This is a genomic window from Falsiroseomonas selenitidurans (assembly GCF_012103215.1).
In the GTDB taxonomy this organism is placed as follows: domain Bacteria; phylum Pseudomonadota; class Alphaproteobacteria; order Acetobacterales; family Acetobacteraceae; genus Falsiroseomonas; species Falsiroseomonas selenitidurans.
This window is the reverse complement of record NZ_JAAVNE010000025.1, coordinates 1-19,366: the sequence shown is the minus strand read 5'-3', so window position 1 is coordinate 19,366 and position 19,366 is coordinate 1. Positions and strand designations below refer to the sequence as shown.

Genomic DNA, 19,366 nt, shown 5'->3' with positions numbered 1-19,366 from the left:
ACACGATCTTGCCACACAACGCGCCAGCCCCCCGCGACGCGCACGGAGACCCCCGATGAGCGAACTCACCAAGGCTGTCACCGACGACAGCTTCAAGCAGGATGTGCTGGAAGCCTCCGGCCCCGTCCTGGTCGATTTCTGGGCCGAATGGTGCGGCCCCTGCCGCATGGTCGCGCCGATCCTGGACGAGATCGCGAAGGAATACGCCGGCAAGCTGACCATCGCGAAGGTGAACATCGACGACAACCCGATGACGCCGAACGACTACGCGGTGCGCGGCATCCCCACCATGATCCTGTTCAAGGACGGCAAGCCGGTGGACACCAAGGTCGGCGCCCTGCCGAAGAGCGCGCTGAAGGACTGGGTCGCGACCAAGGTCGGCTGATCCCGGCCATGGCGCCGGCGCGTCGGCGCCCTACATCGGGCGCATGACGCGCATCCTCATCGCCCTGCTGGCCGCCCTGCTGCCCTTCCCCGCCGCCCTGGCGCAGGAGGGGGAGCGGGTTCGGTCGGAACGCCACGACTTCCGGCTGACCACCTTCGCCCGCGGCCTGGAACATCCCTGGGGCGCGGCGTTGCTGCCGGATGGGCGGCTGCTGGTGACGGAACGGCCCGGCCGGCTGCGGCTGGTCGGGCGGGATGGCGCCGTTTCCGCCCCGCTGGCGAATGTGCCGGCGGTGGAAGCCGCCAGCCAGGGCGGGCTGCTGGATGTTGCCCTCGCCCCGGATTTCACGACGAGCCGCGAGGTCTTCCTGTGCCAGGCGATGCTGGTGCAGGGCGGCGCGCTGACGCGGCTGGTGCGCGCCCGGCTGGGCGCGGAGGCGCGCGGGCTGGAGCAGGTGACGCCGCTGCTGGACGCCACGCCGCCGCAGGCCAGCGGCCGCCAGCATTATGGCTGCCGCATCGCCTTCGGCCCGGATGGCCGGCTGTACCTGTCCACCGGCGACCGCAACCAGGACCGGGAAAGGGCGCAGCGCCTGGACGACCTGGCCGGCAAGGTGCTGCGCCTGGATCGGGAAGGCCGCGCCCAGCCGGACAACCCCTTCGCCGGCCGGGCCGATGCGCGGGCCGAGGTGTTCAGCTACGGCCACCGCCACCCGCAGGGCCTGGCCTTCAACCCCTGGACGGGCAGCCTGTGGGAAGCCGAGTTCGGCCCGCGCGGCGGCGACGAGATCAACATCCTCCGCCCCGGCCGCAACTATGGCTGGCCGCGCGTGACCTGGGGCGTGAACTACAGCGGCACCCCGATCAGCGACCGCAAGACCGCCCCGGGCATGGAGGACCCGATCCATGTCTGGGTTCCGGCCGTCAGCCCCTCCGGCATCGCCTTTTACGACTCCGACGCTTTTCCCGCCTGGCGCGGCAGCCTGTTCGTCGCCGCGCTGAACCCGCCCGGCCTGGTGCGGCTGACGACCGATGGCGACCGCGTGGTGGGCGAGGAACGCCTGCTGTTCGACCGCCGCATCCGTCTGCGGGACGTGCTGGTGGCGCAGGATGGCGCGCTGCTGCTGCTGACGGATGAGGCGCGGGGCCGGATCCTGCGGCTGGCGCCTGGCGGCTGAAGCGGGCCAGCCCGCGCGGCTCAATCCTGTCATACCAGCCGCACGAAGGTTTCGCCTTCGTGCCCCTCGGGCCGCAGGTCGGGACTTCGTGCGTCGGGTATCAGCCTGCGCCGGTCAATGCTCGTAGTGCAGCCGCAACTCCTGCCGGCCATCCGGCAGGCGATGCTCCGTCACACGGTCCGCGGCGCGGCGCAGCAGCAGGGTGGCCAGGCGGCTGGCCAGGGCGGCGTCGTCCGCCGCGGCATCGAGGTCGGGCGGCGCGGCGTCCAGTGCCTCGCCGGGCCAGCGCAACGCCACATCCAGGTTGAACTCGTCGAAGCGGCCGGCCACCTCCACCACCGCGCCGGCTGACAGCAGCGGCGGCAGCGCACTGGCCACTTCCTCCAGCGCTGCCTCCAGCCGCGCCACCACCTCGGCCCGCGCGCCCCAGGCGGCGCCGGCGCGGTGGGCGAAATCCTGCAGCGCGGCGGCGCCATCGGCCGGGCGCCAGGCCAGGTGGCGCTGCTGCCCGGCCCCCAGGCGGAAGGCCGCCACCAGCAGCAGCGCCGCCACCATGGCCAGGACGAGGGAGGAGGAAACCAGCAGCCGCGCCGCGTCCGGCAGGCCGGAGAAGATCTGCGGCACCGCGTCGTAGGACAGGCCGATGACCAGCGCCGCGCCCACCACCAGCGTGCGCCGCGCATCCATCAGCCGCTGGGTGACGATGCCCATGCCGGTGGTGACGATGAACGCCGCGGCGAAGAACAGCGCCGCCCCCAGCACGCCGCGCGGCACCGCCAGCACCAGCGCGGCGGAGCCCGGCAGGAAGGCGAGCCCGATCCACAGCACGCCCACCGCCAGCCCCACCCGCCGGGCGGTGATGCCGCTGGCGATCGAAAGCCCGACGCTGGCGGTGTAGGTGTTGGTGCCCGGCACCCCCAGCATGCCGGCCACCAGCGTGCCGAGCCCATCCGCCAGGGCGCCGGCGCGCATCCGGGCGAAATCCGGGCGCCGCCAATGCGGGTCCGTCGCCCGGTCGCTGGCCACCACATCGCCGCAGGCGCGCACCAGGCAGGCCAGGGCGCCCATGGCGAAGCCGGGCAGCAGGGTCCATTCCAGGGTGGGTGTGGCGGGCGGCCAGGCCGGGACCTCCCACCCCAGCGGCACCGGCAGCAGCAGCCCGCCTTCCACCGCCACGCGCAGCGCATGCGCGGCAAAGCCGACCACCAGCCCGGCCAGCACCGCCAGCGGCCGCAGCCGCGCCCCGCCCCAGACACTGACCCCGCCGATGACCAGCAGCGCCAGCAGGCTGGCTGGCAGGTCGTCCGTGCCGCGATCCAGCCCGGGGCCGAAGCCGAGGATCAGGCGCAGCGCCAGCAGGCCGAGCCCGATGCCGATCATCAGCACCACCAGCCCCACCAGCTCCGTCGGCAGGAAGGGGCGCAGCCGGCGGATGGCGAGCGAGAGCAGGATCTGCGTGACCCCCGCCGCCATGGTCATCGCCGCCACCGCCCCCAGCCCGCCATGGCGCGCCGCCAGCACGGTGGGCGGCAGGTAGATGGCGGTGAAGACGGCCGGCAGCAGGAAGCCTGAGCCGATGCCATGCCGCCCCCAGCATTGCAGCAGCGTGGCGATGCCCAGCGCCAGCATGGCGAGGGAAAGATAGCCCGGCAGCAGCGCCGGATCCGCCCCCGCGCTGTCGGCGACCAGCAGCGGGAACACCAGGGTGACGGAGCCCAGCCCCACATGCTGCAGCGCCGCCGGCCACAACACCGCGGCCGGGGGGCGGCTCGCCAGGGTCCAGTTCGGGCTCGTTTCGGGCATGCCGGATGCTCGGGCCTGGGCGCCGGCCGCGCAACCCGCGCGTCAGCCGTCCCGCTTCAACACTTCGCCCGCCAGGTACAGGCTGCCGCAGACCAGCACCCGCGCCGGGCCGCCGGGGCGCGGCAGCGCGGCCAGGGCCTGCGCCACCGTGCCGCCGGGGATCGCGGCGCCGCCGCTGGCCGCAACAATGCCCTCCACCGGCATGGCCAGATGCTGCCCCGGCTCGGCCACCGCCCAGAGGGTGGTGGCCGCCGGGATGATGGGCCCCAGGAATTCCGGCACCTGCTTGCCGGCCTTCATGCCGACCAGCACATGCAGCGGCCGGTCGGCGAAGGCGTCCCGCATGTGCTGCCCGACCACCACGCCGGCCCCGGCATTGTGGCCGCCATCCAGCCACAGCTCCCAATCCGGCGGCAGCATCGCGGCCAGCCGGCCCGACAGGCGCTGCATCCGCGCCGGCCAGCTCGCCGTGGCGACACCCTGGCGGATCGCCGCCTCGGTCAGCCAGGGCGGGTTCCAGGCGCGCAGCGCGGCGATGGCGATGCCGGCATTGTCCGCCTGGTGCGGCCCGGCCAGGCCGGGGCGCGGCAGCTCGATCCGCCCGGCCTCGTCCTCCCAGGCCAGCCCGCCATCCGCCAGGCGCTCCACCCGCCAGGCGGCATCGCGCGCCCGCAGCGGCGCGCCCTGCGCCGCGGCCTCCTGCACGATCACCCGCAGCGCCGCCGCTGCCTGGGCGCCGGTGGCACACGGCACGCCGGGCTTGATGATTCCGGCCTTCTCCCAGGCGATGCGACCCAGATCGTCACCGAAGAAATCCATGTGGTCCATGGAGATGCTGGTGATCGCGGTGGCCACCGGGCGGTCCACCACATTGGTCGCGTCGAACCGCCCGCCCAGGCCCACCTCCAGCACCAGCAGGTCCGCCTCCACGCTGGCGAACAGGTGCAGGGCGACGGCCGTCGTCACCTCGAACACCGTGATCGGTTCGCCGCCATTGGCGCGCTCCACATGCTCCAGCGCCGCGATCAGCGCCGGCTCCGTCACCAATTCGCCGGCCAGGCGGATGCGCTCATGGAAGCGGACCAGGTGCGGGCTGGTGTAGACATGCACCCGCAGCCCCGCGGCTTCCGCGATGGCGCGCAGGAAGGCGCAGGTGCTGCCCTTGCCGTTGGTGCCGGCCACATGCACCACCGGCGGCAGCCGCCGTTCCGGATGGTCCAGTGCCGCGAGGCAGCGCTGCAGCCGGCCGAGGCTGAGGTCGATCAGCTTCGGGTGCAGCCCGTGCAGGCGGTCGATGATCTCCTCGCTCCGCGAGGGCGGGATGTCCTCGCTCCGCGAGGCTGGGGGGGCGCTCACGCCGGCTTCGCGTCCTCGGCGGCCTCGGCGGGTTCGGGCGCCGGCAAGGCGGGCAGCGCCTCGGCCTCCGGCTCCGGCTCCGCCAGCAGCATCGGCTCCCGCAGCAGGGAAATCAGGCGGGCCAGGGTGGCGCGCAGGTCGTGGCGCTTCACCACCATGTCCAGGATGCCGTGTTCCAGCAGGTATTCGGCGCGCTGGAAGCCCTCCGGCAGCTTCTCACGCACCGTCTGCTCGATCACGCGCGCCCCGGCGAAGCCGATCAGCGCGCCCGGCTCGGCGATCTGGATGTCGCCCAGCATGGCGAAGCTGGCGGTCACGCCGCCCGTCGTCGGGTCGCACAGCACCACGATGAAGGGCAGCCCGGCCTCCTTCACCATGCGCGTCGCGATCACCGTGCGCGGCATCTGCATCAGGCTGACGGCGCCTTCCTGCATCCGCGCCCCGCCGGAGGCGGTGAAGACGATCAGCGGCGCATCCTGCAGCACGGCCAGCTTGGCGGCGGTGACCAGCGCCTCGCCCACCGCGGCGCCCATGGAGCCGGCCATGAACGCGAATTCGAACACGGCCACCACCGCCTTGCGGCCGAGGATGCTGCCCTGGGCCACCAGCACGGCATCATCCATGCCCGCCTTGGCCTGCGCCTCCTTCAGCCGGTCGGCGTAGCGGCGCTGGTCGCGGAAGCGCAGCGGGTCCAGCGGCACCTTCGGCAATTCGATGCGCGACCAGCCCTCATCCAGCGTCGCCTTCACCCGGCCGGCGGCGGTGAGGCGCAGATGATGGTTGCAATGCGTGCAGACGTAGAGGTTCCGCTCAAGGTCGCGATGGAAGATCATCTGCTCGCAGGCAGGGCATTTGTGCCAGAGATTGTCCGGCACCTCCCGCGGCTGTCCGAACAGCGCCTTCACCTTCGGCAGCGCCCAGTCGGAAATCCAGTTCATCGCGTCCCGTCCTCGGTGGCAGCCCCGGAGTAGGGCTGCCAAGCCGGCCGGCGCAAGAGGCCGGTTCAGAAGCGACGGTTGAAGCCGATACGCAGCGCGTGCAGGTCGAGATGGTGATCCCAGCCCGGCCCGCTGCCCGGCGGCAGCACGAGTTCCTTTCGATAGGCGTGCCAGGCGTAGTCCAGCCGCAGCCGCCAATCCGCCGCCACCACGTGTTCCACGCCGAGGCCCAGCACCAGCCCCACCGTGGTGCCGCTGGCGCTGGCGCGGGAGGTGGCGCAGGCCCCGGCGCAGCTTTCGGTCGTGCTCGCCTCGAACTGCGCCAGCCCACCGCCGGCGCGCAAGAACAGCAGCGTGTCGGGCGTGGCCAGCCAGCCAAGCCGGCCGGTCGCCGCACCATGCAGGCCGAGCGTGGCCTCGCTGCGCACCGCACCCGTTGCATCGGCGGTGGCGACGTCGCCGGACTGGCCGAGATGGCCGATCTCCAGCTCCAGCCCCAGCACCAGCCGCTCGCGCTGCCAGTTCCAGCCGGCCTGGGCGCCGCCGAGCACGCCGCGCGTCTCCGCCTGCCAGGCGCGTGGCCCGTTGATTTCGCGGATATCGTCGCCGCCGCCGCCATAGCCCAGATGCAGCCCGAGATAGGGGCCGGTCCAGGGCTCCGCTCGGCCGGCGGCCGGCAGGAGACAGAGGGGGGCGATCAGCAGGGCGTTGCGCAGCAGGCGGGTCATGGGGGCTCCTTGTCGTGGCGGGGCAAATCCGCTACGATTCACATCAATGTTTTTATGTTTTACGATAAGGAACGGTGCGCGGTCAACGCCGCCGTGGCTGCCCATGACAACCCACCGGCTTGGCCTGAGCCTGCGCGCCGCAACGCTTGCGGTGATCGCCCTGCTGCTGCTGATCCCGCTGCTGGGCGTGGCGGCGCCGGGGTCCCTGCCCGCCGGCCTGGCCTTCCGGCAACTGGCCGCGACGCCGGCGCGACTGCCGGCGGCACTGGCGCTGGCGCTGCCCTACCTGGCGGCGGCGCTGGCCTTCGCACAGCTGCACCGCTTCGCCACCCGCCTGCACGGCATGGCGGTGTTCAGCCTGGCGGCGGCGGAGGCCCTGCGACGCTTCGGCGGCTGGCTGCTGCTGGCGGCGCTGCTGCTGCCCGCCTCCCGCCTCGCAGCCCTCGGCCCCGCCGGGCTGATCGCCCCGGCGCCGCTGCTGGGCTGTGCGGTGGGGCTGGCCATCGGCCTGGTCTTCCTCAGCTTCGCCGCGGTGCTGCGCGAAGCCACCCGCGCCACCGAAGAGAACGCCGCGATCATCTGATGCCGATCACCGTCCAGCTCGACGTCATGCTCGCCCGCCGCAAGATGCGGTCCCGCGAGCTCGCCACGCGGATCGGCATCTCCGAGGTCAACCTGTCCCTGCTCAAGACCGGCCGCGTCAAAGGCATCCGCTTCGAAACGCTGGAAAAACTCTGCCGGGAGCTGGACTGCCAACCGGGCGACCTGCTGGCGCATGTGCCGGAGGAAGAGGCACCGACCTGACGCCGCTGCATCGAACCCCTCTACCGGAACGATTGAGCGCATTTATCACTGCCCCGCAGCGACCCCTGGTATGATCGATGGAGAAGAAAAGACAGGGGGACCCGCCGGATGAACCTGCGCGACCTGCGCTACGCGCTTGCCGTGGCCGAACACCGGCATTTCGGCCGCGCCGCGGAACTCTGCCACATCAGCCAGCCCACCCTGTCCACCCAGCTTCGTAAACTGGAGGAAGAGCTGGGCGTGGTGCTGTTCGAGCGCACCAACAAATCCGTGGCGCCCACCACCGCGGGCGAGGCGCTGCTGGCCCACGCCCGCGCCGCGGTCGCCGCGGCCGACGCGATGCTGGCATTGGCCCATGCCTCGCGCGACCCGCTCCGCGGCCGGCTGCGGCTGGGCATCATCCCGACCCTTGCCCCCTACCTGCTGCCCCTGGTCTTCGGCCCGCTGCGCGACGCCCTGCCGGAGCTGGTGATCGAACCCTGGGAAGACGTGACCACCGCGCTGCTGGATCGCCTGCGCAGCCACGACCTGGACGCCACCCTGCTGGCGACCGAGACCGAAGGGGCCGACCTGGAAGCCCGGCCGCTGTTTACCGAACCCTTCCTGGCCGCCCTGCCCCCCGACCATCCGCTGACCGCCCGCACCCGCGTGGCGGAGGACGAACTGGCCGCGGACATCCTGGTGCTGGCCGACGGCCACTGCCTGCGCGACCAGGCGCTCGCCGCCTGCGGCCAGGCCGGACCCCGCGCCGGGGCGCTCCGCGCCTCCAGCCTCTCCACCCTGATGAACATGGTCGCCGCGGGCTACGGCACCACCCTGATCCCCGGCCTGGCCGCCGGCACCGCCCGCGACTCCGGCATCGCGCTGCGCCCCCTGCAACACAAGGCCGGCCGCCACATCCAACTCGTCTCCCGCACCACCTTCCCCCGCCGCGCCGCCATCGACGCCATCGCCGCCCTCATCCGCAGCCGCCTGGCGCCATTTGCCGAAGGCGCGGCAGGCGGGGATGTCTGAAGGGGCGGCGCGGGTGGCTTGCAGGGCGGGCTTCGCCCCCCTGCACCCCCACCAGGGGGCGCGGCCCCCTGGACCGCGAGGACCTTTGAGCCGGCGAGGAGAGGGGGCCAGCGGTTCCGCTGAATTGGCGGTCGCTCCGGCCCCCTCTCCTCGCCGGCTCAAGTCTCATGGGTTTCCAAAGGGCCGCCGCCCTTTGGCGGGAGGGGTGCGGGGAGGGCGGAGCCCTCCCCGTGAACCACCCGCGCTGCCATCCTTCAGTCGTTCGCCTTCCGCAGGGCTTCGCAGACGGCGTCGGTGACCTGCCGGGTGGTGGCGGGGCCGCCGAGGTCGGGGGTGTGCAGGGCCGGGTTGGCGGTGACCTGTTCGATGGCGCGCATCAGGCGTTGGGCGGCGGCGGGCTCGCCCAGGTGGTCCAGCATCATCACCGCGGTCCAGAAGGTGGCGATGGGGTTGGCGATGCCTTTGCCGGTGATGTCGAAGGCGGAGCCGTGGATCGGCTCGAACATGGATGGGCTGTCGCGTTCCGGGTTGATGTTGGCGGTAGGGGCGATGCCGAGCGACCCCGCCAGGGCGGCGGCCAGGTCGGAGAGGATGTCGGCGTGCAGGTTGGTGGCGACGATGGTGTCGATGCTGGCCGGCTTGATGACCATGCGCATGGTCATCGCGTCCACCAGCATCTTGTCCCAGGTGACGTCGGGGAATTCGGCGGCGATCTCGGCGGCGATCTCGTCCCACATCACCATGGCGTGGCGCTGGGCGTTGGATTTCGTCACCACCGTCAGCAGCTTGCGCGGGCGGGACTGCGCCAGGCGGAAGGCGTAGCGCATGATGCGCTGCACGCCGGCGCGGGTCATGATGGAGACGTCCTGCGCCACCTCGATGGGCAGGCCGCGATGGGCGCGGCCGCCGATGCCGGAGTATTCGCCTTCCGAGTTCTCCCGCACGATCACCCAGTCCAGCTCCGGGCCGGAGACGTGGCGCAGCGGGCTCACGATGCCGGGCAGCACGCGGGTGGGGCGGACATTGGCGTATTGGTCCAGCGGCTGGCAGATGGCGAGCCGCAGGCCCCACAGCGTGACATGGTCGGGGATGTCGGGCGCGCCGACGGCGCCGAACAGGATGGCGTCGTAGCCGCGCAGCTGGTCGGCACCATCCGCCGGCATCATCACGCCATGCTTGCGGTAGTAGTCCGAGCCCCAGTCGAAATCGGTGAAGTTCAGGGTGAAGCCGCCGTCGCGCGCGGCGCAGGCCTTCAGCGCCTCCACCCCCGCCGAGATGACTTCCGGCCCGATGCCGTCGCCGCCCATGGAAGCGATGCGGTAGCTGCGCATTCTCATCCCCTTCGTGTCTGCCCGCAGGGGCGCGGCGCGCTTCCTGGCGCGCCATCTTCCATGCAAGATGGCGTTCGATAATCCCCGGCCGGCGGCAGCGTCAACCAGGCGGGATGCGGCGGAGGCAGGGCATGGTGCAGATGCGCGACAATGCGGCGGCGGCGCCCCGGCCTTCGCTCGTCGATGCCGCCTATGCGGCGCTGAAGCGCGCCATCCGCGACACCGCGCTGGCCCCTGGCTACCAGGGCTCGGAGCAGGAGATCGCGCTGCAGCTGGGCATGAGCCGCACCCCGGTGCATGAGGCCGTCATCCGGCTGCAGGAAGAAGGGCTGGTGCGCGTGCTGCCGCGCCGCGGCGTGCTGGTCTGTGCCCTCTCGCCCGAGGACATGCGGGAGATCTACGAGGTGATCGTGGCGCTGGAGAGTGCCGCGGCGGCGCTGATCGCGGCGCAGCCGAAGAAGCAGCGCAAGCCCGTGGCGACGGCGCTGGAGGCGGTGAACGCGGCGATGGCGGCGGCCCTGGCGGCGGAGGACCTGCCCGCCTGGGCGGAGGCCGATGGCCGCTTCCACCAGATGCTGGTGGAGGGTGCCGGCAATGCCAGGCTCGTGCGGATCTATGCCGGCATCATGGACCAGTCGCACCGCGCCCGGATGCTGACCCTGCGGCTGCGGCCGCGGCCCATCCTCTCGGTGCAGGAGCATGCCGGCATCCTCGCCGCAATCCGCGCAGGGGCGGAGGCGGAGGCGCTGGCGCGCGCCAAGGCGCACCGGCAGCGGGCCGTGGCGCAGATCCTGCCGCTGCTGGCGCAGTTGGGGATGCGGCAGATCTGAGGGGTCGGCAAGGCGACAGCCGGGCTGCGCATTGACCCGGGCCAGCGAAAGTCATCCCTGTCGGGTATGGCGCTTAGCTTCAACAATGTGGACATGCAGCAGATGGCCTTGCTGGTGCAGTGGCACGGCGTGGAAGAACGGGCTTTGCCCTGCGCGGGCGTCCCGCCCGCCTGTTATCGCTACGAATGCCCGATGACGGTCGTCACGCTCGAACGGACGCTGGTCGCCGCTGGCGTGGTCCGCATGTCCCTGGCCGGCCCGACCTGGCGGTTGGTCTTTCGCTACGTCGGCGCCGCCACCGTTCTGCAGTGCGTGGACCATGCGGATGGGTTCGTCCGAGACCTCGTCGCGGTGAAGATGAGCCAGGACTGAGGGCTTCGACCCCGCTTCCCCCCCCCCCTCCCCCCCCTTCCTCCGTAGACAAGCGCCCCGCCGCTGCGCACCCTGGCGTGGCGTGGATGCAGGGGGTTCGGATGACCGATCGGGCGTATGATCTGGTGGTGCGCGGCGGCACGGTCGCCACGGCGGCGGAGGTGTTCGAGGCCGATATCGGCATCCTGGAGGGCCGCATCGCCGCGCTGGGCCGCAACCTCGCCGCGGGGCGGGAGGAAGTCTCCGCCAAGGGCATGGTGGTGACGCCGGGCGGCCTCGACCCGCATTGCCACCTGGAGGAGATCGGTCAGGACGGCTCCGTGCATGAGGAAAGCTTCGCCAGCGGCTCCGCCGCCGCCCTGGCCGGGGGCACCACCTCCTTCATCTGCTTCCTGCCGCAGTGGAAGGGGCATTCCCTGGCAGACAGCGCGCCGGGCTATGAGGCCCGCGCGGCGCAGTCGCGCTGCGACTATTCCTTCCACCAGATCATCACCGACCCGCGGCCCGAGGTGCTGGAGCGGGAGATCCCGGCGCTGATCGCGCGCGGCGTGCGCAGCCTGAAGGTGTTCCTCACCTACGACCCGCTGCGGCTGAACGACCGGGAGCTGATCGAGGTGCTGGCCGTGGCGCGCCGCCACCGTGCCTTCGTCACCATCCATGCGGAGAATTACGACGCCATCGGCTGGCGCATCGACGCGCTGCTGAAGGCCGGGCTGACCGACCCGCTGCAGCACGCCTGGTCCCGCCCCCCGGTGGTGGAGCGGGAGGCGACGCACCGCGCCATCGCGCTGGCCGAGCTGGTGGACCAGCCGGTGCAGATCTTCCATGTGAGCTGCGAGGAAGCCGCCGCGGAGATCGCCGCCGCCCGCGCGCGCGGCGTGAAGGTGTGGGGGGAGACCTGCCCGCAATACCTGACCCTGTCGCATGAGGATCTTCAGGGCCCGGATTTCGCCGGCGCCAAGGCGGTGTGTTCCCCGGCGCTGCGCGCGAAGGGGGAGAATGAGAAGGTCTGGCGCCGCATCCAGGACGGCACGCTGGATGTCGTCTCCTCCGACCATTGCGGCTTTTCCTTCACCACCGCGAAGCGCGCGCCGGGGTCCGGCGGCTATGGGATGGGCAGCGCCAATCTGCGCGCGGATGGCACGCCGGCCTTCAATGCCATCCCCAACGGGGTGCCGGGGATCGAGACACGGCTGCCGGTGCTGTTCTCGGAAGGCGTTAACAAAGGCCGGATTGACCTGCCGCATTTCGTCCGCCTCAGCGCCGCCAATGCGGCCCGGCTGTTCGGGCTGGAAGGGCGGAAGGGCAGCCTGATGCCGGGCGCGGATGCCGATCTGGTGGTCTGGGACCCGGATGCGGAACGCCGCATCCGCAACACGGAGTTGCACCACGCGATCGACTACACCCCCTGGGAAGGCTTTGCGATCAAGGGGTTTCCCAGCGTGACCATCGCCGGCGGACGCGTCGCGGTGCAGCAGGGGCAGGTGCTGGCGGAGCCGGGCCGGGGGCGTTTCCTGGCCCGTGACGCCTATGCCCTGGCGCGACCCGGCGGGCGGGTCCCGGACGGTTTCGACGCCGCCTCGGTCGGCTGAGGCGCCCCCACGGCCCCGCCGCCCGCCCGGTGGCAGCGGCCGCGGGGGAGCCCGCCCAAGTGGTTGAAATAAATCTTTCTTTCCGTTGCCCCAAGATTCCGTCGTTGCCGCTGTTTCAAAAGCGGGCCGCTTAACACTTCCAACACCAGACCTCGCTAAGACTCCCCAGACGGCTGGCTGTCGGCTGTCGTGGCAGGGGCAATGCTAACCGTGGCGATCCAGCTGAAGGCGCGGGGGCTCTCCGCGGCAATCCTGCCGGGCGGACACGCGGCGAGGGACGCGGTGTTCCTCCCGCGGCGTCATGCCGGGCCCGTGGCCGGCTTCCTTCTGGGCCTGGCCGTTGCAACCTGCGGTTTGGTCGTGTTCTGGCCGACCACGGACAACCGGGCGCAGGCCCTGCCGGCGCCGGACGATTCGCCCCCCGCCGCGCTCCTCGGCCAGCTGGAGATTCAGGCAGCCCGGGCGGAAGCCGCGGCGCGGCAGGCCGAAGCGGTGGCGCGCGAGGCGGCGGCGATGCTGGCGCGCAACGCACCGCAATCCGACCGCTTCCTGATCGCCGCGCTGCTGCTGCGCGCCAGCCTGGCCACCCCGCGGCCCTGGCTGCGCGAATACCAGGCGATGCTCGCCCTGGCCCCGGCCGGCGCGCTGCCGCCCTCCCTGGCCGAGGTGCTGGCCAGCCACGCCGCGCGCGGCCTGCCTTCCGAGGCCGAGCTGCAGGCCCGCTTCGCCCTGCTCGCCCCGCAATTGCTGGCGCGCATGCCGCGCGCGGAGGGCCTGTTCAGCCGCGGCGCCGATGCGCTGCGCGGCACCTTCGCCTCGCTCGGCCTGGCCGCCCCGCCGGCCCCCGGCCTGGCGGAAACCGCCATCGCCGGCATCACGGAACATCTGCGCCGCGGCAACCTGGCGGGCGCGGTCGCCGATGCCGGGGCGCTGGATGGCCAGCTGCAGCCGCTGCTGGCCGGCTGGGTGGCGCAAGCGCGCGCCCGGCTGGCGGTGGAACAGGCGATCCAGGAAGTCCTGCTGCGCGCCCTGGCGCCGCCGCAGCTCCTGGCCGCCCCGGCGGCGCGCCGGCCCTCGTGATCCGCAACACAACCCTATCCTCGGCAGGGAGTCCAACATGGGCCGTCTACGCAATCTCCTGATCGGCCTGACGCTGGCCGCCGGCCTATCCGCGGCCGGGGCCGCGCCAGCCCAGGCGCAGCTGGGCGCGGCGATGCGCGACCGGCTGGTGGTCATCACCTCGGAATCCAGCACCGCGATCACGCGGATGCTCACGCTCAGCTTCACCGAGCGCTTCGCGGGGGTGACGGAGCCGCTGGTGCGCCATCTGCCCTCCTCCGCCGCGATGGAGCTGTTCTGCGCCGGCATCGGGCCGCAGACGCCCGACCTCACCATCGTCGTGCGCCGCATGCCGCGCACCATGCTGGAGACCTGCCAGAGCAACGGCGTGCGCGACGTGGTGGAGCTTCGGCTCGGCCTCGGCGCCGTGGTGCTGGCGGTGCGGCGGGGCGAGGCGACGCCGAACCTGACCGCGCGCCAGGTGTGGGAGGCGCTGGCGGCGGAACGGGTGAACGACGAGGAATTCGTGGTGAACCGGCGCTCCCTTTGGTCCGACATCGCCCCCAACCTGCCGCGCAACGAGATCCGCCTGATCATGCCGGCCCGCGGCAACGGCACCACCGGCCTGTTCGAGGACATGATCCTCGAAGGCGGCTGCCGGGACGTGAAGGCGGTGCGGCTGCTGTTCGATGCCGCCTATCGCCGCGGCAAATGCATCACGCTGCGCGAGGATGGCCGGGTGCGCGTGCTGGACGGCGTGGAAATCCCCGCAGCCCTGCTCGCCAGCCCGCCCGGCACCATCGGTCTGCTGTCCTACGACCAGCTGCTGGCCAGCGGCGGCAACCTGATCGCCCTGTCGGTGGACGGCGTGCTGCCCACGCAGGCCAGCATCTTCGCCCAGGACTACATCGCGACGCGCACCGTCTACCTCTATGCGAAGCGCCAGCACACCCGGCTGCGGGAAGGCATCGGCGTGGTGCGCGGCGTGCGCGAATTCCTGAACGAAGCCACCAGTGAGGGCGCGGCCGGCCCGGGCGGCTATCTGGGCGTGACCGGCCTGGTGCCGCTGGGCCCGGCGGAACGCGCCGAACAGCGCCGCATCGCCGAACGCCTGACCCTGATCTCCCGCTGAGCCTGTCCGTGTCCCTGAAGGAGGCGCAAGCCATGACGCAACGTCCCCCCGGCCGTGCCAGCCACCGCGGCACCCGCCTGCTGGCCCTGCCCGTTCTGGCCCTGACGCTGGCCGCCCTGGCGCCGTCCGGCCCGGCGCCGGCCCAGCCCGTGGCCGCGCCCGCCGCGCCGCGCACGGTGGTGACCGCCCCGTTGCAGGACCTGCCGACCTCCGGCAGCCTGAGCGAGAGGGCGGAGGATCTCTGGACCAGCGCGCTGGGCCTGTTCGGCTTCAGCTCCGGCACAAGCTACTTCATGCGCCGCCACGGCGCCCTGCAGCGCGGCCGTGCGGCGCAGGACGACTTCACCTGGCTGATGGACATCTCCGGCTACAAGCTGAAGGAGATCGAGAGCAGCGTCGGCCTGATCCCCGGCTTCAGCCTGACCTTCGGCCAGGCGCGGGAGCTGACGGAAGCCGACCGCGACTATGTCGAGCGCATGCTGGAACGCCACGCCCAGCGCAACAACGGGCCGCTGGCCCTGGTGCAGCGGACCATCGTGCGCGGCATCCTGGATGCGACGGAAATCGGCGGCTTCACCGTGGACAAGGTGGAGGTGGACCTGTTCCCGCTGCCCAAGGTGAAGTTCGTGCTGACACCGACCGATGCGCCGGTGGGGCTGGAGGCGAGCCGCATCCTGCGCGCGATCGACCGCCTGAACGCACGGGTGCAGGGCATGGCGACGCAGCGGCCGCAGGGCATGGACCTGCCGCAGACGCCGATGTCGACGCCGCTCCGCCCCGTCACGCTGGAAAACTGAGCCTTCGCCGGAGAGAGACACGGATGCACGCGACCGACCAGGACGGCCGGGCCCGCTTCGGCGAGCTGATCAAGCTGCAGATGCAGGGGCGACGCTTCCTAGACCGCGCCGAAGAACGGCGCCTGCTGGAAGAGGGGCTCACCCGCTACGGGCTGCGCCTCGACGAGGCCGCGGGGCTGCTGCGCGCCGCGGCGGAACAGGACCAGGTGGCGCTGGAAGGGGAGCTCGGCCGCTCCTCGGGCCTGCTGCTGAAGACCATGGCAGACGCCCGTGGCCGGGTGGCGCGGCAGGATTTCGCCAAGGCGGTGGCCTTCTACCGCGCCCGCGCCGGGGCGGAGCTGACCGAGGCGGAGGCGGCGCGCGCGGTGAAGCGGCGGATGGAGGAGCTGGAACTGCAGCCCAAGCCGCATGGCCGCCTGATCCGCACCCGCCGCTGGTATCGCGCCATCGCCGAGTGAACGCCGCGTCCGGCGGGCCGGGCCGGCGCGCCGCGCGGCACGCCGATCTGCCCCCGGTGCGCTGGACCGCGCGCCCAAATGCCCAGGAGGGGCCGTGTTCGAGCTTTCGCTGCCGCACCACATCGCCGCCCTGCCCGGCTGGCTCGCCATCCTGTTGACCGCCGGCGTGCCGGTGCTGCTGGCGCTCGGCCTCGGCTACCTGATGCACCAGCTGTTCACGCCGCAGGAATTCGCCGCCAACGTCCAGGTGGGCGCGGTGAAATACGGCTTCGTGGTGGAGATCTACGCGGTGGTCGCCGCGCTCGCCCTGGTCGGCGCCTGGGACATCTACCAGACCGCGCGCGACACGATGCAGAAGGAGACCTCCAGCCTCTACATGCTGGCGCTGTCCGTCGATGCCTTCGACGGCCCGGCCTTCGAACCCGCGCGCCAGGCGATGCGCAGCGCCATCCGCGGCTATGCGGGCGCGGTGGTGGGGGAGGATTGGCCGGCGATGCAGGCGGGCCAGCCGACCACCGGGTCGGAGGTCGCCTTCCAGCGGCTGGCGCGGGTGTTCCTCGACCTCGATGGCAGCACCGGCGGGCAGCTTTCGCTGCAGCAGAAGATCAATGACTGGGTGAGCGAGGTGGGGGAGGCGCGGATCGCGCGGCTTTCCGTGATGTCCCGCACCCTGTCGGGGCTGATCTGGGCGCTGGTGCTCACCGTCTCCGTCGCCACCATCGCCTTTCAATGGTTCTTCGGCGGCGGCCACGCCACGATGCACTACGCCATGGGGCTGGTCATCGCCCTGATCGTCGGCGCGGTGCTGCTGGTGGCGCTGAAGCTGGCCTTCCCCTTCGTCGGCGACCCGGCCCTGCTGACGCCACGGCCCTTCCTGGCGCTGATGGAGGTCACCTGATGCGCATCGCCTCAATAGCGCGCGCGGCGCGGCGCGTAGCGCCAGCGCTGGAAGGCCAGCAGCAGCAGGGCGAAGATCCAGAAATTCAGCAGCGCCAGCGCCCAGGCCAGCAGATGCGCCAGCAGGTGCAGCACCAGCGCGGTGGCGATGGTCAGCAGCAGCAGGCGGGCCATCACGCGCAGCGGTGGCAGCGGCGGGCGCAGCAGGGCCAGGGCGAGGAGCACCAGCGCCAGCCCGCCGGGCAGCGCCGCCGCACCGCCGCCGGTCAGGTCGCCCCAGGCGCGGTGCAGCAAGGCACCGTCGGGCAGGGCATGGTCGCGCAGCAGAAGGGGCAGGGGCTGGCGCCAGGGGCCCTCCGCGGCGAACAGCGCGTCGGGCAGGAAGCTTTCCGGCTGCGGCAGGGCGAGCAGCAGTGCCAGCCCGCCGGCCATCCCGGCCGCCAGCGCCAGCAGGCCGCTGCGCGGCGGCAGCCCGCCATGCAGCAGCGCGAGCAGCCGCGGCAGCCCGGCGGCGAGCAGCCAGGCCACCACCACCTGCAGCAGGCCCCATGCGGCCAGCCCGAGATCGGTCAGCTCCATGCGGGCCGGCTTAGGACGCCCGACGCGCCCCGTCGACTGGCGATGTCGCTTTGGCTGCTGGTCCTGCTGCTGGCATGCGGCGCGCTGCCGGCGCAGGCCGGCCCGATGGCGGTGCGGATGCCGAACGGCGCGTGCAGCTTTCTCGACATCCCGGCGGCGACGCTGGAAGCCTGGCAGAAGCGGCTCGATGCCGAACAGGCGCGGCTGGAGGCCATGGCCGGCCGGCTGCTGGCGGAAGCCGCGGCGATGCGCCTGGCCGCGGCGCGCGAAGCCGTGCCGGCCTTCGGCGACTGGGCCTATGACTGGGTGGAGAGCTACCTGACCGCCTGGCGCGTGCTCGGCCTCGCCGCCAAGGGGCTGGCGGAAGGCGTGGCCGCTGCGGATACGGAGGCGCTGGCCGACCGGCTGGCGCGCAACATGGCCGGCCCGGTGCGGGACGCCTTCCGCAGCCGGGTGCTGGAGCCGGCCATTCCGCCCGCCGCCCTTCTGGCGGACCGGGCCCATGCCGCTTCGCTGGTGGCGCATGGCTGGCAGGGCGCCCTGCGTGGGCTGGCGCTGGAAGCCGCCGCGCTGCCGCGGCTGACGCCGATCGCGCCCGCCGCCGTGGCGTTGCCGCGGCTGGACCTGAACGGCGCCGCGCGGCTGGAGCTGGAAGCGACCGAGGACGCCGACCCGCTGGCGCTGGTGGTGGAGGAGGGCGCGGATACCAACACCGTCTTCCTCCGCTCCATGCGCCCGATGGCCGCCCGCCTCGGCGCGCTGGTGCTGCGGGTGAGCGAGGCCGGGTCGATCGTCGCCACCGGCGGCGCCTTCGGCTACGCGCTGGGCGGCACGCCCGGGGTGGCGCTGGGCATGGCGGGCGGCGTGGGCGTTTCCTGGGGCCTGGACTGGGTGCTGAACCGCGTCGATTCCGCGCTGAACCGCCCGGCCTTCGAAGCCCAGGCGCTGGAGGCGATCGACCGGGCGGAGGCGCGCCTGGCGGCGCAGGGCCAGGCGGCGGTGGCGGCGGCGCTGGCGGCGCGGCGCGCGGCGCTGCTTGGCGCCTCGGGCTGCGGCTGAGCCGATGGCCGCACAACGCTTCGACTGGAAGGGGGTGGTGGCGCGGGGGCTGTTCAGCCTGTTCATCGTCTTCGCGCTGTACAACCCCTCTGGCTATTCCTACCTGCACTGGTTGGTGGACAGCTTCGAGTGGTTCTGGGCGAAGCTGGCCGTCGGCGCCGCCCTGGCCGCGGTGCTGATGATGCTGTGGCGCACCACCCGCGGCGTGCTGAAGCTGCAGGGCATGCTGCTGGTGGCGCTGTTCAGCCTGGGCGCCGGCGTGACGCTGGCGCACCTCTCCGGCATGTCGCTCACCGACCCCGAGGCGATGCTGATCTGGGCACTGCTGACGCTCGCCGCGATCTTCACCGCCGGCCTGTCCTATTCCCACCTGGATCACCGGCTGGGTGGCATCAGCCATACGGATGAGATCACGAAATGACCCCATCGCCGACGCCTGCCACGGCCGCCGCGCCCTCCAAGGCCGACGCCTTCGTCGTCAGCTGCATCGACCCGCGGCTGGTGGACGACGTCACCCATCTGATGGATTCGGTGGGCCGCGCGGAGCGCTATTCTGAGATGCGCATCGCCGGCGCCGCCCTGGCCGCGGTGGACCCCGCCCGGCCGGCCTGGTCCCAGGCGCTGTGGGAGAATCTCGCGGCGTCGCGCCAGCTGCATGGCGTGCGCAAGGTGGTCTTCGTGAACCACCGAGACTGCGGCGCCATGGACCTCTTCGCCGGGCGCCGCCTGGCGGCAGACCGGGCGGATGAACAGCGCCAGCACCAGGCGGTGCTGGACCAGGCCGCCGCCGCGGTGCTGGCGCGCCACCCGGACATGCAGGTGGAATTGCGGCTGATGGAGCTGGATGGCCGCTCCACCCTGATGCCCTGCGCCGCCTGCGCCGCCCGCCCGCCGCTGCGCGCCGAGGCCGTGGCGCCGCCGCCGGGCTTCACGGAGCTGGTGCGGCTGCGGCTGCGCGACGGCCCGCTGACGCCGGAGGCGGAGCGCGCCCTGCTGGCGGAAGGCATCGGCCGCCATGGGCTGACGCTGGAGGCCGCCCGCGCCACGCTGGCGGC

Annotated in this window: 22 protein-coding genes; 16 read left to right on the top strand and 6 right to left on the bottom strand. The window is 72.5% G+C overall.

Annotated features, from left to right (window positions below):
* The first annotated feature begins 55 nt into the window (after positions 1-55).
* Together trxA and HEQ75_RS15695 are read left to right on the top strand one after the other, a co-directional pair.
* Positions 56-385 (top strand): thioredoxin TrxA, encoded by a 330-nt coding sequence (gene trxA / locus HEQ75_RS15700; RefSeq protein ID WP_168032260.1) that lies wholly within the window; start codon positions 56-58, stop codon positions 383-385.
* Between the two features lie 43 nt (positions 386-428).
* Complete coding sequence (locus HEQ75_RS15695; RefSeq protein WP_168032258.1) at positions 429-1,562, top strand: PQQ-dependent sugar dehydrogenase; 1,134 nt, start codon at positions 429-431, stop codon at positions 1,560-1,562.
* 114 nt (positions 1,563-1,676) lie between these two features.
* Here the strand turns inward: HEQ75_RS15695 and HEQ75_RS15690 are convergent, their stop codons facing one another.
* The 4 genes from HEQ75_RS15690 to HEQ75_RS15675 form a co-directional block, all read right to left on the bottom strand.
* Positions 1,677-3,365, bottom strand: a complete 1,689-nt coding sequence (locus HEQ75_RS15690) for a solute carrier family 23 protein (RefSeq protein WP_168032256.1) — start codon at positions 3,363-3,365, stop codon at positions 1,677-1,679.
* Positions 3,366-3,407: 42 nt separating this feature from the next.
* Positions 3,408-4,721 carry a bifunctional folylpolyglutamate synthase/dihydrofolate synthase gene (locus HEQ75_RS15685; protein WP_328734089.1) on the bottom strand — a complete coding sequence of 438 codons (1,314 nt, stop codon included), beginning with the start codon at positions 4,719-4,721 and terminating at the stop codon, positions 3,408-3,410.
* Complete coding sequence (gene accD, locus HEQ75_RS15680) at positions 4,718-5,659, bottom strand: acetyl-CoA carboxylase, carboxyltransferase subunit beta (protein ID WP_168032254.1); 942 nt, start codon at positions 5,657-5,659, stop codon at positions 4,718-4,720. The genes HEQ75_RS15685 and accD overlap by 4 nt, the downstream gene beginning before the upstream one ends.
* Positions 5,660-5,724: 65 nt before the next feature.
* Complete coding sequence (locus HEQ75_RS15675) at positions 5,725-6,387, bottom strand: outer membrane protein (RefSeq protein ID WP_168032252.1); 663 nt, start codon at positions 6,385-6,387, stop codon at positions 5,725-5,727.
* A 103-nt stretch (positions 6,388-6,490) separates the two neighbouring features.
* Here HEQ75_RS15675 and HEQ75_RS15670 point away from each other — a divergent pair, with 103 nt between their 5' ends.
* The 3 genes from HEQ75_RS15670 to HEQ75_RS15660 all read left to right on the top strand — a co-directional run bounded on the left by HEQ75_RS15670 (position 6,491) and on the right by HEQ75_RS15660 (position 8,205).
* Positions 6,491-6,970, top strand: coding sequence for a DUF2975 domain-containing protein (locus HEQ75_RS15670; protein WP_168032250.1), 480 nt, complete (start codon positions 6,491-6,493; stop codon positions 6,968-6,970).
* Positions 6,970-7,191, top strand: a complete 222-nt coding sequence (locus HEQ75_RS15665; protein ID WP_168032248.1) for a helix-turn-helix domain-containing protein — start codon at positions 6,970-6,972, stop codon at positions 7,189-7,191. The genes HEQ75_RS15670 and HEQ75_RS15665 overlap by 1 nt, the downstream gene beginning before the upstream one ends.
* A gap of 108 nt (positions 7,192-7,299) precedes the next feature.
* A complete protein-coding gene (locus HEQ75_RS15660; RefSeq protein ID WP_168032246.1) occupies positions 7,300-8,205 on the top strand; it encodes a LysR substrate-binding domain-containing protein in 906 nt (301 codons plus the stop codon).
* 254 nt (positions 8,206-8,459) lie between these two features.
* Here HEQ75_RS15660 and HEQ75_RS15655 read toward each other — a convergent pair whose 3' ends face one another.
* Positions 8,460-9,536, bottom strand: a complete 1,077-nt coding sequence (locus tag HEQ75_RS15655; RefSeq protein WP_168032244.1) for a tartrate dehydrogenase — start codon at positions 9,534-9,536, stop codon at positions 8,460-8,462.
* A 131-nt stretch (positions 9,537-9,667) separates the two neighbouring features.
* Between HEQ75_RS15655 and HEQ75_RS15650 the strand changes: the two genes are divergently transcribed.
* From HEQ75_RS15650 to HEQ75_RS15615, 8 genes are all read left to right on the top strand, one after another.
* Entirely contained in the window at positions 9,668-10,366 is a 699-nt protein-coding gene (locus HEQ75_RS15650; RefSeq protein WP_168032242.1) for a GntR family transcriptional regulator, read from the top strand.
* Between the two features lie 66 nt (positions 10,367-10,432).
* The gene (locus HEQ75_RS15645) at positions 10,433-10,738 is read left to right on the top strand and encodes a hypothetical protein (RefSeq protein WP_168032240.1); all 306 of its coding nucleotides are present in this window, start codon (positions 10,433-10,435) and stop codon (positions 10,736-10,738) included.
* A gap of 101 nt (positions 10,739-10,839) precedes the next feature.
* On the top strand, positions 10,840-12,330 hold the full coding sequence (hydA, locus tag HEQ75_RS15640) for a dihydropyrimidinase (RefSeq protein WP_168032238.1): 1,491 nt from the start codon (positions 10,840-10,842) through the stop codon (positions 12,328-12,330).
* A gap of 312 nt (positions 12,331-12,642) precedes the next feature.
* A complete protein-coding gene (locus HEQ75_RS15635) occupies positions 12,643-13,410 on the top strand; it encodes an MICOS complex subunit MIC60 (RefSeq protein ID WP_209318590.1) in 768 nt (255 codons plus the stop codon).
* A 37-nt stretch (positions 13,411-13,447) separates the two neighbouring features.
* Positions 13,448-14,521: a PstS family phosphate ABC transporter substrate-binding protein gene (locus HEQ75_RS15630; RefSeq protein WP_168032234.1), complete on the top strand. Its 1,074-nt coding sequence runs from the start codon at positions 13,448-13,450 to the stop codon at positions 14,519-14,521.
* 32 nt (positions 14,522-14,553) lie between these two features.
* Positions 14,554-15,318, top strand: a complete 765-nt coding sequence (locus HEQ75_RS15625) for a hypothetical protein (RefSeq protein ID WP_168032232.1) — start codon at positions 14,554-14,556, stop codon at positions 15,316-15,318.
* Positions 15,319-15,341: 23 nt separating this feature from the next.
* A complete protein-coding gene (locus tag HEQ75_RS15620; RefSeq protein WP_168032230.1) occupies positions 15,342-15,776 on the top strand; it encodes a hypothetical protein in 435 nt (144 codons plus the stop codon).
* Positions 15,777-15,870: 94 nt separating this feature from the next.
* Positions 15,871-16,674, top strand: coding sequence for a bestrophin-like domain (locus tag HEQ75_RS15615; protein ID WP_168032228.1), 804 nt, complete (start codon positions 15,871-15,873; stop codon positions 16,672-16,674).
* A gap of 11 nt (positions 16,675-16,685) precedes the next feature.
* Here the strand turns inward: HEQ75_RS15615 and HEQ75_RS15610 are convergent, their stop codons facing one another.
* Positions 16,686-17,252, bottom strand: a complete 567-nt coding sequence (locus HEQ75_RS15610; RefSeq protein WP_168032226.1) for a hypothetical protein — start codon at positions 17,250-17,252, stop codon at positions 16,686-16,688.
* Positions 17,253-17,294: 42 nt separating this feature from the next.
* Here HEQ75_RS15610 and HEQ75_RS15605 point away from each other — a divergent pair, with 42 nt between their 5' ends.
* From HEQ75_RS15605 to HEQ75_RS15595, 3 genes are all read left to right on the top strand, one after another.
* Positions 17,295-18,311: a hypothetical protein gene (locus HEQ75_RS15605; RefSeq protein ID WP_168032224.1), complete on the top strand. Its 1,017-nt coding sequence runs from the start codon at positions 17,295-17,297 to the stop codon at positions 18,309-18,311.
* A 4-nt stretch (positions 18,312-18,315) separates the two neighbouring features.
* Positions 18,316-18,732 carry a DUF6524 family protein gene (locus tag HEQ75_RS15600; protein ID WP_168032222.1) on the top strand — a complete coding sequence of 139 codons (417 nt, stop codon included), beginning with the start codon at positions 18,316-18,318 and terminating at the stop codon, positions 18,730-18,732.
* Positions 18,729-19,366 (top strand): carbonic anhydrase (locus HEQ75_RS15595; RefSeq protein ID WP_168032220.1); only part of this gene is annotated, 638 nt, incomplete at its 3' end. The genes HEQ75_RS15600 and HEQ75_RS15595, both read left to right, overlap by 4 nt.